This window comes from Neobacillus rhizosphaerae, assembly GCF_937468385.1.
GTDB classification, from domain to species: Bacteria; Bacillota; Bacilli; order Bacillales; family Cytobacillaceae; genus Neobacillus; species Neobacillus rhizosphaerae.
This window is the reverse complement of sequence record NZ_CALBWS010000006.1, coordinates 33,947-49,036: the sequence shown is the minus strand read 5'-3', so window position 1 is coordinate 49,036 and position 15,090 is coordinate 33,947. Positions and strand designations below refer to the sequence as shown.

At 36.3% G+C, this 15,090-nt stretch carries 20 protein-coding genes; 14 read left to right on the top strand and 6 right to left on the bottom strand.

What is annotated here, in order from left to right; genetic code table 11:
* Positions 1-13 precede the first annotated feature (13 nt).
* Positions 14-316 carry a DUF2164 domain-containing protein gene (locus M5A78_RS06960; protein ID WP_248734562.1) on the top strand — a complete coding sequence of 101 codons (303 nt, stop codon included), beginning with the start codon at positions 14-16 and terminating at the stop codon, positions 314-316.
* 15 nt (positions 317-331) lie between these two features.
* Positions 332-1,318, top strand: coding sequence for a DMT family transporter (locus tag M5A78_RS06955; RefSeq protein WP_248734561.1), 987 nt, complete (start codon positions 332-334; stop codon positions 1,316-1,318).
* Positions 1,319-1,362: 44 nt separating this feature from the next.
* On the opposite strand, the gene M5A78_RS06950 is transcribed toward M5A78_RS06955, so the two are convergent.
* The 3 genes from M5A78_RS06950 to M5A78_RS06940 all read right to left on the bottom strand — a co-directional run bounded on the left by M5A78_RS06950 (position 1,363) and on the right by M5A78_RS06940 (position 2,740).
* Positions 1,363-2,223 carry a DUF421 domain-containing protein gene (locus M5A78_RS06950; RefSeq protein WP_248734560.1) on the bottom strand — a complete coding sequence of 287 codons (861 nt, stop codon included), beginning with the start codon at positions 2,221-2,223 and terminating at the stop codon, positions 1,363-1,365.
* A 19-nt stretch (positions 2,224-2,242) separates the two neighbouring features.
* On the bottom strand, positions 2,243-2,449 hold the full coding sequence (locus tag M5A78_RS06945) for a DUF1657 domain-containing protein (RefSeq protein WP_248734559.1): 207 nt from the start codon (positions 2,447-2,449) through the stop codon (positions 2,243-2,245).
* An 87-nt stretch (positions 2,450-2,536) separates the two neighbouring features.
* Positions 2,537-2,740, bottom strand: coding sequence for a DUF1657 domain-containing protein (locus M5A78_RS06940; protein ID WP_248734558.1), 204 nt, complete (start codon positions 2,738-2,740; stop codon positions 2,537-2,539).
* Between the two features lie 275 nt (positions 2,741-3,015).
* Here M5A78_RS06940 and M5A78_RS06935 point away from each other — a divergent pair, with 275 nt between their 5' ends.
* The 4 genes from M5A78_RS06935 to M5A78_RS06920 all read left to right on the top strand — a co-directional run bounded on the left by M5A78_RS06935 (position 3,016) and on the right by M5A78_RS06920 (position 6,568).
* Positions 3,016-3,621 (top strand): hypothetical protein, encoded by a 606-nt coding sequence (locus M5A78_RS06935; protein ID WP_248734557.1) that lies wholly within the window; start codon positions 3,016-3,018, stop codon positions 3,619-3,621.
* Positions 3,622-4,516: 895 nt separating this feature from the next.
* Positions 4,517-5,386, top strand: coding sequence for a YitT family protein (locus M5A78_RS06930; protein WP_406603676.1), 870 nt, complete (start codon positions 4,517-4,519; stop codon positions 5,384-5,386).
* Between the two features lie 120 nt (positions 5,387-5,506).
* Complete coding sequence (locus M5A78_RS06925; RefSeq protein WP_248734555.1) at positions 5,507-6,373, top strand: SPFH domain-containing protein; 867 nt, start codon at positions 5,507-5,509, stop codon at positions 6,371-6,373.
* A 12-nt stretch (positions 6,374-6,385) separates the two neighbouring features.
* The gene (locus M5A78_RS06920; protein ID WP_248734554.1) at positions 6,386-6,568 is read left to right on the top strand and encodes a hypothetical protein; all 183 of its coding nucleotides are present in this window, start codon (positions 6,386-6,388) and stop codon (positions 6,566-6,568) included.
* Positions 6,569-6,743: 175 nt separating this feature from the next.
* Here M5A78_RS06920 and M5A78_RS06915 read toward each other — a convergent pair whose 3' ends face one another.
* Positions 6,744-6,995 (bottom strand): sigma-G-dependent sporulation-specific acid-soluble spore protein CsgA, encoded by a 252-nt coding sequence (locus tag M5A78_RS06915; RefSeq protein WP_248734553.1) that lies wholly within the window; start codon positions 6,993-6,995, stop codon positions 6,744-6,746.
* A 235-nt stretch (positions 6,996-7,230) separates the two neighbouring features.
* Positions 7,231-7,944, bottom strand: coding sequence for a class I SAM-dependent methyltransferase (locus tag M5A78_RS06910; protein ID WP_248734552.1), 714 nt, complete (start codon positions 7,942-7,944; stop codon positions 7,231-7,233).
* 264 nt (positions 7,945-8,208) lie between these two features.
* Here M5A78_RS06910 and M5A78_RS24875 point away from each other — a divergent pair, with 264 nt between their 5' ends.
* Positions 8,209-8,781: a YkoP family protein gene (locus tag M5A78_RS24875; protein WP_406603673.1), complete on the top strand. Its 573-nt coding sequence runs from the start codon at positions 8,209-8,211 to the stop codon at positions 8,779-8,781.
* A 105-nt stretch (positions 8,782-8,886) separates the two neighbouring features.
* A complete protein-coding gene (locus M5A78_RS06905; protein WP_248734551.1) occupies positions 8,887-9,162 on the top strand; it encodes a hypothetical protein in 276 nt (91 codons plus the stop codon).
* A 56-nt stretch (positions 9,163-9,218) separates the two neighbouring features.
* Here M5A78_RS06905 and M5A78_RS06900 read toward each other — a convergent pair whose 3' ends face one another.
* Positions 9,219-10,097, bottom strand: coding sequence for a VanW family protein (locus M5A78_RS06900; RefSeq protein WP_248734550.1), 879 nt, complete (start codon positions 10,095-10,097; stop codon positions 9,219-9,221).
* Between the two features lie 166 nt (positions 10,098-10,263).
* Between M5A78_RS06900 and M5A78_RS06895 the strand changes: the two genes are divergently transcribed.
* The 6 genes from M5A78_RS06895 to M5A78_RS06870 all read left to right on the top strand — a co-directional run bounded on the left by M5A78_RS06895 (position 10,264) and on the right by M5A78_RS06870 (position 15,079).
* Entirely contained in the window at positions 10,264-10,809 is a 546-nt protein-coding gene (locus M5A78_RS06895) for a helix-turn-helix domain-containing protein (RefSeq protein WP_248734549.1), read from the top strand.
* A gap of 14 nt (positions 10,810-10,823) precedes the next feature.
* Complete coding sequence (locus M5A78_RS06890; RefSeq protein ID WP_248734548.1) at positions 10,824-11,792, top strand: alpha/beta hydrolase; 969 nt, start codon at positions 10,824-10,826, stop codon at positions 11,790-11,792.
* Between the two features lie 133 nt (positions 11,793-11,925).
* On the top strand, positions 11,926-12,120 hold the full coding sequence (locus tag M5A78_RS06885) for a hypothetical protein (protein WP_248734547.1): 195 nt from the start codon (positions 11,926-11,928) through the stop codon (positions 12,118-12,120).
* Positions 12,121-12,417: 297 nt separating this feature from the next.
* Complete coding sequence (locus M5A78_RS06880; protein WP_248734546.1) at positions 12,418-13,170, top strand: SDR family NAD(P)-dependent oxidoreductase; 753 nt, start codon at positions 12,418-12,420, stop codon at positions 13,168-13,170.
* A gap of 111 nt (positions 13,171-13,281) precedes the next feature.
* Positions 13,282-13,848 (top strand): TetR/AcrR family transcriptional regulator, encoded by a 567-nt coding sequence (locus M5A78_RS06875; protein WP_248734545.1) that lies wholly within the window; start codon positions 13,282-13,284, stop codon positions 13,846-13,848.
* A gap of 154 nt (positions 13,849-14,002) precedes the next feature.
* The gene (locus M5A78_RS06870; protein ID WP_248734544.1) at positions 14,003-15,079 is read left to right on the top strand and encodes a phosphotransferase family protein; all 1,077 of its coding nucleotides are present in this window, start codon (positions 14,003-14,005) and stop codon (positions 15,077-15,079) included.
* The last annotated feature ends 11 nt before the right edge of the window (positions 15,080-15,090 follow it).

Below are 15,090 nucleotides of genomic sequence, written 5' to 3'. Positions count from 1 at the left end.
GGGAAACTACTTGATGGTTTCCCTTTTTTCAAGGAAAATAACACTATATCGGTATGAAAAAGGAGCGGTTGTTCTGTTTATTCAATTTACGAAACAACAAAAAGACAGTATGATAACCGAAATTCAACGTTTTTTCTATGAAGAAAGAGATGAGGAGATTGGCTTGATTGCTGCTGAAAATGCATATGAGTTTTTTAAAAATCAATTAGGACCACACTTTTACAATGAAGCGATAAGGGACGCTCGCAAAATAATGGAGCAAAGAAATGCTGCAATGGAAGAGGATCTTTTTTCATTGGAAAAGAAATTGAAGTAAGAAGGGAATTGTTCAATGCGACCGATCATATTAGGCATCTTTGCTGCTTTCTTTTTTGCCTTTACCTTTATATTAAACAGATCGATGGATTTAGCGGGTGGCAGCTGGATTTGGAGTGCATCATTACGCTATTTCTTTATGGTTCCTTTTCTTTTTATCATCGTAATCGGACGAAAAAATTTAAATTCATTGCTTTTTGAAATGAAAAGTAGCCCGATAGCGTGGCTCGTATGGAGCTCAATTGGTTTTGGGTTGTTTTATGCTCCTATATGTTTTTCTGCGGCCTATGCACCTGGGTGGTTAATCGCCGCCACTTGGCAAATAACGATTATCTCCGGATCACTTCTTGCTCCACTTTTTTACGAAAAGGTTATGACTGAAAAGGGGCCCATTCAATTAAAAGGAAAAATTCCTTTTAAAGGTATGGCTATGTCATCAATCATTCTGCTAGGAATCATCTTGATGCAATGGCAGCAAGCCAATCATTTATCGATTGCTGACATCTCTCTAGGTGTGCTTCCTGTTATCATAGCATCATTTGCTTATCCGCTGGGAAATCGTAAAATGATGGATCTATGTGGGGGCCGTCTCGATGTTTTTCAACGAGTTTTAGGAATGACGTTAGCGAGTTTGCCTTTTTGGTTTGTTTTATCCATATACGGATTACTAACTGTGGGACCACCTAGTATAGGGCAATCCATCCAATCCAGTCTGGTTGCCATTTCTTCAGGTGTCATCGCAACCATACTCTTCTTTCATGCTACAGATCTTGTAAGAGGGGATATGAAAAAATTAGCTGCAGTTGAAGCAACTCAATCGATGGAAGTGTTATTTGCGGTTATTGGTGAATTGTTCCTTTTAAATTCCTTATTCCCGAATGCTTTATCGTGGAGTGGCATGGGATTAGTAATGGTTGGTATGGTGTTGCATAGCTATATTTCACACAAAAGTGCTCCAGCCACGATTTCCATATCAATAACTAACAACAGAATAAGCTCATAAAAATATTGAATCCTTATCAATCTTCGTTGATAAGGATTTTTACTTTATCCAATAAGAAAGGGGGTTAATTTTTCAATGGCTTCCTGTAAAATTACAGCATTTTTCATATACATCGCTTTTGATTTATCACATTCGGTTTCAAGTGAAAATATTTCTAAATCAGCTTGGGTTTTTTTTAGTGTCGCCATTAAGAGAGGGCGTTGAGCTGCTTCAGGTACTTGGATTTTATCATCATAAAGATCAACGGTTACTCCCCCATATGAATCTACTTGCCCAAGAAAAACATTATCAAGGGTAACTCCTAATTTTTCTAACTCAGTATAGAGCCAGCCTCTTCCTTTTCCAGCACACCTTAATGGTTCATCCATGATATTTCCATCCATAATAACGGTTTGAGGCTCTCTCTCTTTCCCCATTTTCATTTGCAAATCTTTTGGTGTAAGCGGCCGGTTTTCCTTTTTTAATAAGGCACTTAGATTTCCTCGCGGTTCCAAAACAGCAAATTCAACGTCTGTGAATTGGAAAATATCCTTTGCGCGAAGCAGAGCCGAAAGTTCGTCAATCGTATATTTTTCCTTTTTTAAATTGTTCTCTAATATTTTCCCATCTTTTATAACGACAGTGCCTTTTCCTTCAACGAAATCACTGAATTTTTTGCTTTTTATTGATAAAAAGTTCACCAAAAAAGTAATAAATCCAAATACGATAATAGCCAGGGCACCATGATACAAGTTAGACTCAAGTCCTGTAACTACTTCACCGGCAATACTTCCAATTGTAATTCCTGCAACGTACTCAAAGAAAGAGAGTTCTGAGATTTGTTTCTTTCCAAGTATTTTTGTTGTAATAAATAAGAGCAGCAAAAAAATCAACGACCGAGTAATAATAAAAACCCAACCTGGCATTATTTTTCACCTCAAATCATTATGAACCTTTATACTGCGGTTCCTGACGTTCAAGTTCTAAAACACGGTATTGTAGGTCTTTTTTAACATTAGCAATCGTTAATGCTGTTTCATGGAATACGGCCTTTGCTTCCTCCTCAAGAGAATTTAAGGCGAGGGAGGATAACTGTGCTTCAATTCCTTTTATTGTAGAAAGACATTGCATTACATTTGAAGCGACTGTCACATGGCAGACTTCCTTTCATTAAGTGATACGGAAATTTGTTGATGAAATGAAAAATGGGTTGGCAGAATCGCCAACCTATTCTAACCATTATTGGTTGTATTGTGGTTCTTCAGCTAAAATTTCTTGTAGACGTGGCTCAACGCTGTCAAGAACTGTTTGAGTTTGTTGTGCTGCCTGCTGATAAATTTGTTTGGCATTTTGATTATCAGTTGCGAGTGCAAAGGTTTCAAAACTTGCCTGGGCACTTTTTAAGCCAGCTAATGCTTGTTTTACTTGTGTTCCTACAGTCATCTAAAACTCCTTCTTTCTTATTAAGATTTCAATACAAAAGTAGTATGCCAAAATAATGAATGCATATGTATTTTAAATAAGTTTCGTGTAAAAACTTTTTCCAATCAGTTGGAAACTCCCGAGAAATTAGCAGCCGTGAAATAAAAACTGTTGAGGGATCTAATAGGAAGTGGAACTTTTACTTCGAATTTTCGTAGAATAATTTAAATATTGGCAATTATAAGGTAAAATAGAAATCATAAGAAGATGTATCATACATAAAGGAGAGATAATTTTTGATCTTATTTAAAAGAAAAGAAGTAGCTGATGATCATCATGTCAAATTAGTTGCCTATACCATAATTTTATACATAAGCAGTTTGTTTGTTCCTTTTGTAGTGGTGGCATCCTTTCAGAGTCTGGTTTACTATTCAAGGTCCCAATGGTTTTTTTCGACTCCATTATCCGCTTATATAACGTTTATGTGTGGAATGTTGTTTATCGCAGTTGTATTTACTTTTTATTTAATTTTTAGAGAGCGCTGGGAAGGGCGTGCTTTAAAATGGATAACAGGGATATTATTGATTGCAAGTATTCCAGCATTTGCCTTGAGCTTAACGAATTACTATTATTTGGATGAAGAAGGTATCCATTATAATGCTTTGACAAGCTTAAAGGAAACTGAATATAAATGGGATGAAATAACAAAAGTTCATGTCGTTTATCGAAACCACCAAGGCACCACTGGTTTATTTCAATATAAATTTGAGAAAGGGGATGGCGGTAAAGTAACCCTTCTGTATAATGATTACCTGAGGGATCATAGATGGAAAATTGAGGATAAAATAAAAGAAAACCATATTCCTGTGAAGGACAATTATAATAATCCAATTGTGGATTAACAGCCAATGGCGATTTTTTATGATCCATCTTCAAAATTCACAGTTTTGTAACAAGTTTTGGGTAAATTCGAAATATTCCGTGTTACAATAAGGTTATAAAAGATAATATTCAAGTTAACATCTTAGGAGGCTCAACCATAAGTGTTCGTTCCGTTAGTGAACGAGTAGTAAGGTTATTCCTTTACAATCATTCGGTAGGTGGAGCGATGTAACAGCTACATTGGAAAGGCATAAATCCAAAACAAAATCCTCTCATAGTGGTAGTTGTGTTTTCAAGAGTATTCACTATCAAAGGAATAAGTTGAGGATTTATAGATTATTACATCTGATACAAGAATAATTTTGTTTCGATGTAATCAATCAAAACCCTAACCCAAATAGCTACATTGCCAAGAAGCTGCAAATCCAAATGATGGAGTAAGAGTCTCAATTGGTTTCAAATCAAAGATTTGTTTCTTTTAGGAATTTGAATTCCATTAAATCACATGTGAATTAATTCCTTAAACGGAACAAACACACATCAGTGGATTTTTCAAGGTTTCCCTTTTAGATTGTTATTTGACTAAAAAGGAAACGGATTTTGATTATTAAATTGGCTGATGTCATGGTTGGGTCCCCTAAGATGTTATTACCACTAAGGAGTTACTTCAGAAAAGAGGTAGCTTCTTTTTATTTTTTTAATGAAGTTCATTCTTCCTTGCTATTCAAAAGAAGATAATAATACAAACAGTTTCCTGACAACAGGGCAGTTTCTCTTTCTAAGCAATTAAAAAAAGCATAATATTATTAATCAAGTCCGAGGTTCGTTATAATGTAATTAGAAGTTTATATTGAAAGGGGCCAGATAATGACAGGAACACAAGAATTAACTCTGATCGAACAGCAGGAAGCAATCATGGCAAAAATTCAGCATCGCAGATTGACGAAACGAAAGATTTTTCAACGGGTACTATTAATAACAATAGGTGCCATGCTAATGGCAGTGGGACTCGAAATATTTCTCGTTCCCAATAATGTTATTGATGGCGGGATTACCGGTATTTCCATCATGCTTTCCTATATTACGGGATGGAAACTAGGAATTTTCCTTTTTATCCTTAATATTCCTTTTTTCTTCATTGGTTACAAGCAAATCGGAAAAACATTCGCTCTATCTACCCTTTATGGTATTATCGTTCTTTCGATCGGTACTACTTTACTCCATCCAGTTCCAGCCTTTACTCAAGATATACTCCTTGCAACCGTATTCGGTGGAATTGTCCTCGGAATTGGTGTCGGAATGGTCATTCGATATGGCGGCTCCTTAGATGGAACTGAAATTCTTGCCATTCTTTTTAATAATAAACTTCCTTTTTCCGTTGGGGAAATCATCATGTTTTTTAATCTCTTTATTCTAGGGTGTGCCGGTTTTGTTTTTACATGGGACCGGGCGATGTATTCGTTAATTGCCTATTTTGTCGCTTACAAAACGATTGATATCACCATTACAGGCCTTGATGAATCCAAATCAGTTTGGATTATTAGTGACAATGCCAAACAAATTGGCGATGCCATTATGAATCGTCTTGGTCGAGGCGTAACGTATATTAATGGCGAAGGAGCCTATTCAGGTGATAATAAAAAAGTAATATTTTGCGTTATCAATCGTCTTGAAGAAGCAAAATTGAAGGAAATCGTTACCGAAAATGACGATAGTGCCTTTTTAGCGGTTGCGGATATCGCAGAAGTTCGTGGAGGAAGATTTAAGAAAAGAGACATTCATTAAAGCTGGCAAAATTTTGCTGGCTTTTTTTATTTTGCCGGATTTAGGGTTGTTTTTTTTGATATTAAAGTGATATCATAATGATGAGAGATGGAAAAAATAACTAAATGGAGAGTGGTTGGTTTGAACGAGAAAAATATAGGCAAGATAAATGGTTTCTTGGGGTTATTGCTATTACTTTTATGTGCGGCAATGACTGTCATCAGTTTTAATCAATTTGTACTAAGTGAAAACTTTATTTGGTTATTATCAGCAATTTTGTGTGCTTTAATCACAATTCTGCTCCTTTCAGGTTTAACAATTATTCAGCCTAATCAAGCAAAAGTATTTACATTATTCGGCAGTTATCTAGGTGTAATTAAGCATGAAGGCTTTTGGTTGACATTACCTTTAACTATTAGAAAAACGGTCTCACTTCGGGTTATTAATTTTAATAGTGATAAGTTAAAGGTAAATGACTTAGAAGGAAATCCGATTGAAATTGCAGCTGTTGTGGTTTATAAAGTGTCTGATACTGCCAAAGCGGTTTTCGGGGTGGAAGATTATAAAGAGTTTGTCCATACACAAAGTGAAACAGGATTGCGACATATTGCCAGTCAGTACCCCTATGATAACTTTAACAATGACTATGAAATTTCATTAAGGCAGCATTCAGATGAGGTAGGAGATGAGTTAACGAAGGATTTGCAAACAAGACTGGGTTTGGCCGGTGTGGAAATTATCGAAGCAAGGATAATGCACCTAGCCTATTCAAGTGAAATTGCTCATGCGATGCTTCAGAGACAACAGGCGAAGGCGGTGTTGGCAGCACGGAAGGTAATTGTTGAAGGGGCTGTTTCTATGGTGAAATCAGCCATTGATCAGTTAAGTACGGAAGGGATTGTCGAATTGGATGAAGAAAAGAAAGCTCAAATGGTCAATAATTTAATGGTTGCATTAGTTTCTGAAAAGGGTAGCCAACCAGTGATTAATACAGGAACAATTTACTAAGGTTGTGGTTTGATGGCTGAAAAAAAGCGATTTTTATTGCGTATTGACCAGCAATCCTACGATGCAGTAGAAAAATGGGCAAATGATGAATTTCGTAGCATCAATGCGCAAATCGAATTGATAATTAAAAAAGCACTTAAAGAGGCAGGAAGACTAAAAAAACAAACTCAAGGTGAAACTAGTGACGAAAATTAACCGTTTGTTGAAATTGGGCAATTTAATTTAACGTATTTTATGTCGTTTCATAGCGAAAAAATGGTTGATTCTTCATCATCTTTTGTCGTACCTTGCGCTTGCCTTGGAAATAAGTTTTGCAAAAAATGAAATATTTCCTAAAAAGATGGCAGAATCTCTGCCATCTTTTTCAACCTCAAAATAAAAGCTCGTATACTTCATTCAATTCATAGGCTCTTTTTTCGTCTTGTTCTTCTTTTGCATATCTAATTTCGTTTGGGAGGATTTTATTTAAAAAATGAATTTCTCTTTGGTTCAAATCTCGGACAAAAGATCCCTCGGATGTATAATGGCCATCCGACAATTTATAAAATAATCGCCTGCCATCTGAATGTTCATCAGTATAATTTGATAAAATTTCCCTAAGGTATCCTAACGTTTTATCCATTTTCATCACCCAACCTTTCAGCTATATTTTTTAACGGAATTTTTTTTATATGCGCTCAAGCAATATGTTTAGATGGTTAAACTAGGCGAAAGGGGAAAGATAGGAAATACTAGACAAAAAAGCAAGTATGAAGTCATACTTGCTTAGCAAAAGAAGAACAAGAAGCTGATAAATGGAAGAATTCAGACTGGAAATCGTCTTATACCCGAGAAACCGTACCCGTACCTATCATCCATTACACCTTTGAACAGGTAATTATTCGATAGCTTAAATAATCCTGATACTTTAGGACCATATTTCCATGCTGATTAAGAATATCAAAAAGCTCGGGTTCGAAGATATTAGAAAAATTAAACTCCTGTGCGTGGTTTCCTTGACTCATGCTTTGGCTTTGGGACTTCAGTACAATATTTTGAAACCCGGTAACTTCTAATAAGTGATTCCAATCCTCCTCTAATAATAAGGAATCTAATGCGTAAAAGTTCTTAATTTCTTTTTCTTCCTTCTGACTTAACCTCTTATTAATCGTCATTTCGTTGGCAATAAGACGACCACCTGGTTTTAGCACTCTAAAAAATTCCTTTAATGCCTTTGGTTTATCTACAAAAGCTAATACTGATTCAGACAAGATAAAATCGAAGTGATTATCTGCGAATGGAATCTTTTCGATTGACCCTTGAAATAATTGAATCGGAAGCTGTAAGCTTTCAAAGCGGCTCTTTGCCTTATCAACCATTATCGGATTGATTTCTAAACCGAATACTTTTGCGTTATACTGCTGGTACAAATAAGCAGTAGTTTGTCCAGTTCCACAGCCTGCATCTAAAATTAACGAGTCCTTAGTAATATTTTCTCTGGCAAGTATGTTTTTGGTTAATGGGATTCCACCTGGATGGGCTCCGCCAACACCAAACTTGGCTAAGAAATCAATATATGTTAATCCTCCCATAGACTCCACCTAACTATCTTTTTTGCATAGTATGATAAGAAGCGTAGAAAAGTTCATTTCTTTTGAGCTTTATTTCGTGTGGTGTTAAAGTACAATTCAAATCAAGATAACTATAATAAAGTTATGTAAACTAAAAATAATCAATATAAATTTTTGGGATAAAACCTGCTTTTTTTATTATTTTCTTCATATCCTTACATTACCAAATTAAAAATGAAACGCCTTTATCATCCGATTGATAAAGGCAGTTAAGGCGGTGGATCCTTGATTTTACGTCATACAATTCTATGGATTTGGAAGGTAGTCGATCCCTTATTTTTTTTATGTTCTCGTTTGCATTACATTAACAATGGAAGTAAAGGACAATCGATATTTCGTGTTCGGATTACTAAATATAAAGGGGATAATTTTACTCTCTCTGATGGCACATGCATTAACAGAAATGACTTTTTATTAAAAATTCACCTCCACAATGTCAGGTTAATAAATGAACATCTAAAAATTAAGAATGATCTAATTCGTGCAAGACTGATTTATAAGTTGGTTCTAGGTTCGATGCCATTGCTGGCCGTCTATTTAAAAGGACATCCTCAAGAGGTAAAAATTAAGGGGGTAATTGGAATTACAACTATTAATAAAGGAGTTAGGTCGTTAGGGTTCGAATGCTATCCACCTTCAAACCGATTATATATCTATTTTAAAAAAATTGGTCAACTGCCTATATTCCTGCTTTCCAGTTCTTCCTTCAAAAATTTTCATAAAAATCAACTTACTTATTTATTTTTATCAAAGAGAAAACTTTATGATATTTATTGGCAAAATCCTGCTAGTAAATAACAAAGCAGCTACAGGTTCCTCATAATAATTTTCAATGGAAATGAACAAATTAAACAAATGGAAAGGGATTTTTCGCTTTCCATAAACTTAGAAGGAGTGCTGTCGATGAGGAGCAATAGAAAGCAGTCGTTTTTCAAGGTGTTTAAGCCTAAACGTAAGAGTAATAGAGCAATGTGGGCATCCCTCTTAGGCCTTGGAATAAGTGCGGCTACTGTTTTTGGGGTAACAAGAGGGAAGCGTAAAGACTTCACACTTCCTTTTCAAAATGTTGTAAAAAATTTTTCCCCTAAGATGAACTTTAACAGGATGGATGACACTGCCTTAACAGAGTTTTCAGAAGAGCTATTAGAAAGTGCTTTAAATAATAATAAAATTAAATAAAAAGATGCCTTTCGATAGACTAAAAAGTCCGCCTTTGTGCGGACTTTTTTAATAAGTTAAGTTGCACCAGGAACTTTACGTGGTATATATTGGATACTATCTGAAGAATAGAGTTTTATGATTAACAAATGACCCAGTGTTTTCGCTTGAATTAACACAGGTTGATTATACTTATTCTTAAATGCAAAATCTGGTCCATACCAACTAACTGTGGCATCACGTCCTGGTGGAATATAAGGAACCGCTCTACTGTGTGAAAAGCGCTCCGTTACCTCGAGTCCAGCATTATCCACAGCATTAAAGAGTGTTGAGGATACTTGGCAGATTCCACCACCAATATCTTCGGCAAACTCTCCTCTTACGATAACTTTAGCTCGCAGGTAACCCCGTGTTTTTGTGCGTTTACCCACAACTTTATTGAATGAAAACGTCTCCCCAGGAAAAACAACATAATTATTGATTGCGTTTGCTGCTAACTGTATATTGGTGGAACGGTTTTTATTATGTGAATTATAAGAAGTAACATAGCGGCCAATCCGCTTGTAACGGATCTCCTCAAGTAATTCACTATCCACTTTTGGCGGGACTCTGAGCATGGGTAATTCTATACTGGACTGTTTTTGTGAAAAAAAATAAACTAAGAATTTTTCCGTAAAGGAATCGCGATGGATGCGATAACCTACACGCTCGGAGATAATACTTCCATTTTGGTTTAAACGGGCATTTTCAGGTTCTACAGAAAACTGTTTGTCTAAATTGTCCAAAAATTGATTGTATCGATTGGAATCAATGATTGGTAAATCCGTATAAGGAAAGGAAAAATCTAATCGATGGATGCTTGACACATAGCTGCCATCTTTTTTTATGGTTAAACTATCTGGAGAATTAACTTGTTGAATCCCCAGAAAAACACCCAATATCAAAGCTAAAATCATAATCTGCAAGCCTCCTCATTATAATATTGGTAGTATTTTGCCATTTTATGTAATCCAAAAGGTGTAAGAAATATTTTAAAAATTTTCCAACTAACGCTTTACAAAAAATAAAAACCATTTTATTATCATTATTAATAATGATAATAAAATTAAGGAGCTATTTTTGATGATGAATGAAACTACGGTTGAGGTTATTTTGCACCCAGTGCGGATGAGAATTATACAATACTTAATTAATCAACAACTAACAGCCCAGCAATTAAAAGAATTGCTCGCAGATATCCCTCAGGCGTCCTTGTACCGGCACATAAAAAAACTTGTAGAGGCAGAAGTCATTCATATCGTGGACGAAATACCAAATCGGGGCACGATCGAAAAAGTGTATTCTATTCATAATCCAAACAAAGATTTAATTGGTCCTGAAGAAATAAATAAACTCTCTAAGGATGAACATATGGGTTTGTTTATTAAATTCATGGCCAATTTAATGGGTGAATATGATAGGTATCTAAACCAAGAAATAATTGATTTAAGAAGAGACGGGGTATCCTTCCGGCAGGCGTCCCTATACTTAAGTGATGAGGAATTCGCTGAGTTTATTAAGGATTTGACCGCGGTTTATACGAAGGTTACCCTGAACAAGCCACAAAGGGACAGAAGAAGAAGAACGCTTGCAACGATTATCATTCCAGAACAATCGAAAGAACAATAGGGGGCCTTGATCATATGGAGAAAGACGTTACGATACAAAGTAAAGTAGCATTAAAGGGGACATTAAGTATCCCTGAAACTAGCGTCGAAAAGAACCCAGCCGTATTAATCATTCCGGGAACCGGCAAATTAGATCGTAATGGAAAAGTGAATAAGAAGGTGGATTTAAAGCTCTATCGACAATTAGCCGATTTTTTAACTTCCATTGGTTTTATTAACCTGCGCTACGATAAACGAGGTGTTGCCGAAAGTGAAGGTGATTATTTAACAACCGGGTTGTGGGACTTAGTAGAGGATGCTAGAGCAGCAGTACGGTTCTTAAAAGATCTCCCCGAAGTGGACGCTAACAAAGTCGTAGTTCTGGGACATAGTGAAGGAAGTATGCTTGGTACGGCAGTTGCCTCTCGTGAAGAGCTAGGTGGCTTGATTTTACTAGCAGGTGCTGTAGAGACATTGAGCGAAGCGTTAAAAAGACAAAGGGACATTGCTACCCATGACATCATCAATGCAAAAGGATTTCAAGGATTTTTACTTCGCTTAATGGGATTACAAAACAAAGTTGAAAAACAGGCACAAAAATATTTAGATAAGGTTCTTAACTCGACAAGCGATGTAATGAAAGTAAGTTTTGTTAAAACAAATGCCAAGTGGATGCGCGAGCATTTTACTTATAATGTGAGAGAAGATTTGGTGAAAGTTACTTGCCCTGTCCTGGCGATTACTGGGGAGAGAGATATTCAGGCAAATGCTGAAGTGCTAAAAGATTTATCGCATTATGTAAAAGGGGATGCACAATATCATATTGTGGATAACATGGGGCATTCCTGTAAGTATATTACGAAAACGTCAACCATGTTTACGGCTAAAAAAGATATCAAAGCGGAAGGAAATCTGCCGTTACATCCTGAACTTATTAAATCCCTTGAGGCTTGGCTGCAAAATCATTTTATAATCAATGCTTCGCACCAATCGGATATTATTTAGTTTAATTAGGACTGGGCTGTCAATATGACAGCTCTTTTTTTTGAATGTAATGAAAAACTTGAAGAATTATAGTATATTAGCAGTAAATAGATATCTGCTAGCAATTAGCTAATAGAAGAATAGGAGTATCTCCATGACTGAAACCGAAAGAATTCAATTAAATGTCAGAATTACCAAGGAAACCTCGGCGAAACTGGATGAAATTGTCGAGTATTATCAACAAGGGATAAAGCTTGGTAGGATCTATAAAGGTGATGTCTTAACGGATATCATCGAAAAGTCATATGAAGTAATGAATAAACAAAAGAAATCGAATCGGAGATATTAATAGGTCGACAAGGTCGAGAGAGAACCATTCGTTTCTTGGCCTGTTTTATTTTTTACATAAAAAAAAACATGTTGATCTTTATTAGAATATTTAGAAAAAAGTTTGAATATTTAAATTTAGAATGTATAATTTATCTATAACATACCAACTGGTTAGTATGAGAAGGGAGTGTATGAAGCTGCCTCCAATGGCGCATATATTGTAAGCGTGTTCAGAACTGACTTCTTTGGATAACATTAAGTAAGTCAGGGAGTTAGTCCAGGATTGAAGAGCGAGATGGTAAGGGTGGGATAGATTATGAGATTAGTTGGAAAGACAGCAATCGTTACTGGCGGAGGGAGCGGGATTGGACGCGCGACCGCAATTCGATTTGCAGAAGAAGGCGCGAGTGTCGTAGTTGCTGACGTTGACTCCAATGCAGGAGAGGAAACGCTAAGTTTAATAGAAGTTCTCGGAGGCAGGGCTATTTTTGTTAAAACAGATGTTTCTGAATCAGGACAAATGAAAAATTTAATCCATGTTACCACCAATACATTTGGGACCTTAAATATCATGTTCAACAATGCGGGGATAAGTAATTCAGAGGTTAGAAGTGTTGATTTGGCAGAAGAGGAATGGGACCGGGTAATAGATATTAATTTAAAGGGTGTATTTCTTGGAATCAAATATTCTATTCCTGAGCTAGTGAAAGCAGGCGGCGGTGCGATTATTAATACTTCAAGTTTGCTCGGACTTAAAGGGCAAAAATATGTGTCTGCCTACAATGCTTCAAAGGCGGGAGTGGTTGTGCTGACTCAAAACGCGGCCCTTGAGTACGGAAAATACAATATCCGGGTCAATGCCATCGCTCCAGGAGTCATAGATACAAAAATTATTGATTTATGGAAGCAGAATGAGCGAAAGTGGCCGATTATTTCACGAGCCAATGCTCTGGGCAGAATTGGTACTCCTAATGAAGTTGCCAATGCAGTTCTATTTTTAGCATCGGATGAAGCCTCATTTATTACCGGCGCAACTCTTTCAGTTGATGGAGGAGGTCTGACTTTTTAACGATTAGTCAATGGGGAATTTCTTAAAGTTTCAATGGAATGTGTATAAAGGAGAGAAATAGAATATTATATAATTTTTAATAGACTTTTTACAGATTGTGAGGACATAACGGTGAAAGAAAAAATAACGGAACAAAGCATCCGCTTATTTGAAAAAAAAGGATTTAGTGAAACATCAATTCAAGATATTGTTGATTCCCTTAGTGTGACAAAGGGTACATTTTACTACTACTTCTCGAGTAAAGAAGAATTATTAATGGATATCCATCTTGGTTATATTGATGAATTGCTGCTTCAACAAAATCGGATATTTAATGACGCAATGAAAACCTGTAAAGAAAAGTTATTTGAGATAGTTTATATGCTGCTCTCAGATATTAAACAACGAGGGTCTGCAGCGAAAATATTTTTTAGAGAATTGAAAAATTTAAGTCCAGAACGCCTTGCCATAATTGACCCAAAGCGTGACCAGTTTAGGCTAAACATTGAAGGATTAATCAAAGCTGGAATGGAAAAAGGTGAATTTCGACCGGATTTAAATGCCCCGATCATTACATTTGGAATCCTGGGGATAACCAATTGGAGTTACAAGTGGTTTAATCCAAGTGGGAGCTGCTCTGATATGGAGGTAGCTGAGATTTTTGTCGAAATGATTTTAAAGGGAATTCAAGTAAAGTGAAGAAAAAGTGAGAGAGGGCTATTTATGATTAAATCCCCTCTCTTTTAAAAAAACGAAAATACCAACCGGTTAGTATTGAGCTATTATTCAATTTCTGAGTATTTAAACTACAACATCATAAATCTGAATTTTCAATATTAAAAGGAGGATTAATATGCCTCATCAAATGAGTAAAGATACGATTCCTGTCCGAATAGGAGAAGAATTGAATTTATCGATTTTAGAAAAATTTTTGCATGAGAACATCGTATCATTACCAGCAGGTCCTCTTGAAATCTTGCAATTTTCTGCTGGTCATTCGAATTTAACCTACCAATTGAAGATGGGAGATTGGGAGGCAGTGTTACGGCGACCGCCGCTAGGACCTGTCGCACCAAAGGCCCATGATATGAAGCGTGAATTTAAAATCCTATCAGAACTGCACCCTATTTTTCCTGCCGCCCCAAAGCCTTACCTTTTTTCAAACAATCTTGACATTGTTGGCAGCCCGTTTTTCCTTATGGAAAGAAAGAATGGAATTGTCGTCGATACGTCCTTCCCAGAAGGGATTTCAGTAACTAAAGACCTTTGCCGGGACCTCTCGGAAATAATGGTTGATAAGCTTGTGGAATTACATGACATCGATTACAAACAGACTGAGTTGGCTGAAATAAGCAAGCCAGAGGGCTTTATGGAACGACAGGTCCATGGTTGGGTTGGCCGGTATGAACGGGCGAAAACCGATGAAATTGCTGTCGTCGATTCCTTGGAAAAATGGCTGATAGACCATATCCCCAAAAACCACGATGCAGCCATCATTCATTACGACTTTAAGTTTAATAATGCGATGTTTAACGATAATTTAACGGAAATGGTAGGTTTATTCGATTGGGAAATGACCACCGTAGGAGACCCGCTTGCTGATCTTGGAGTAGCAATGAGTTATTGGAATCAGCCAGATGATTCTGACCTTTTGAAAATGGGATTAGGCAAGGCGCCAGTGACAGCTGTTCATAAAGGATTTTTAACGAGAAGACAATTTATCGAACTATATTCGAAAAAGAGCGGCCGAGATATCGCAAATTTCAATTTTTATTTAACGTTTGCTTACTTTAAGCTCGCCGTGATTGGCCAACAAATCTATTATCGCTATAAAAAAGGGCAAACACATGATGCTCGTTTTGCCAATTTTAATTATTTTGTTAAAAATCTAATTCTGCATGCAGCAAATGTTGCTGATGAAAAGCTATAAGGGAGCTGGAT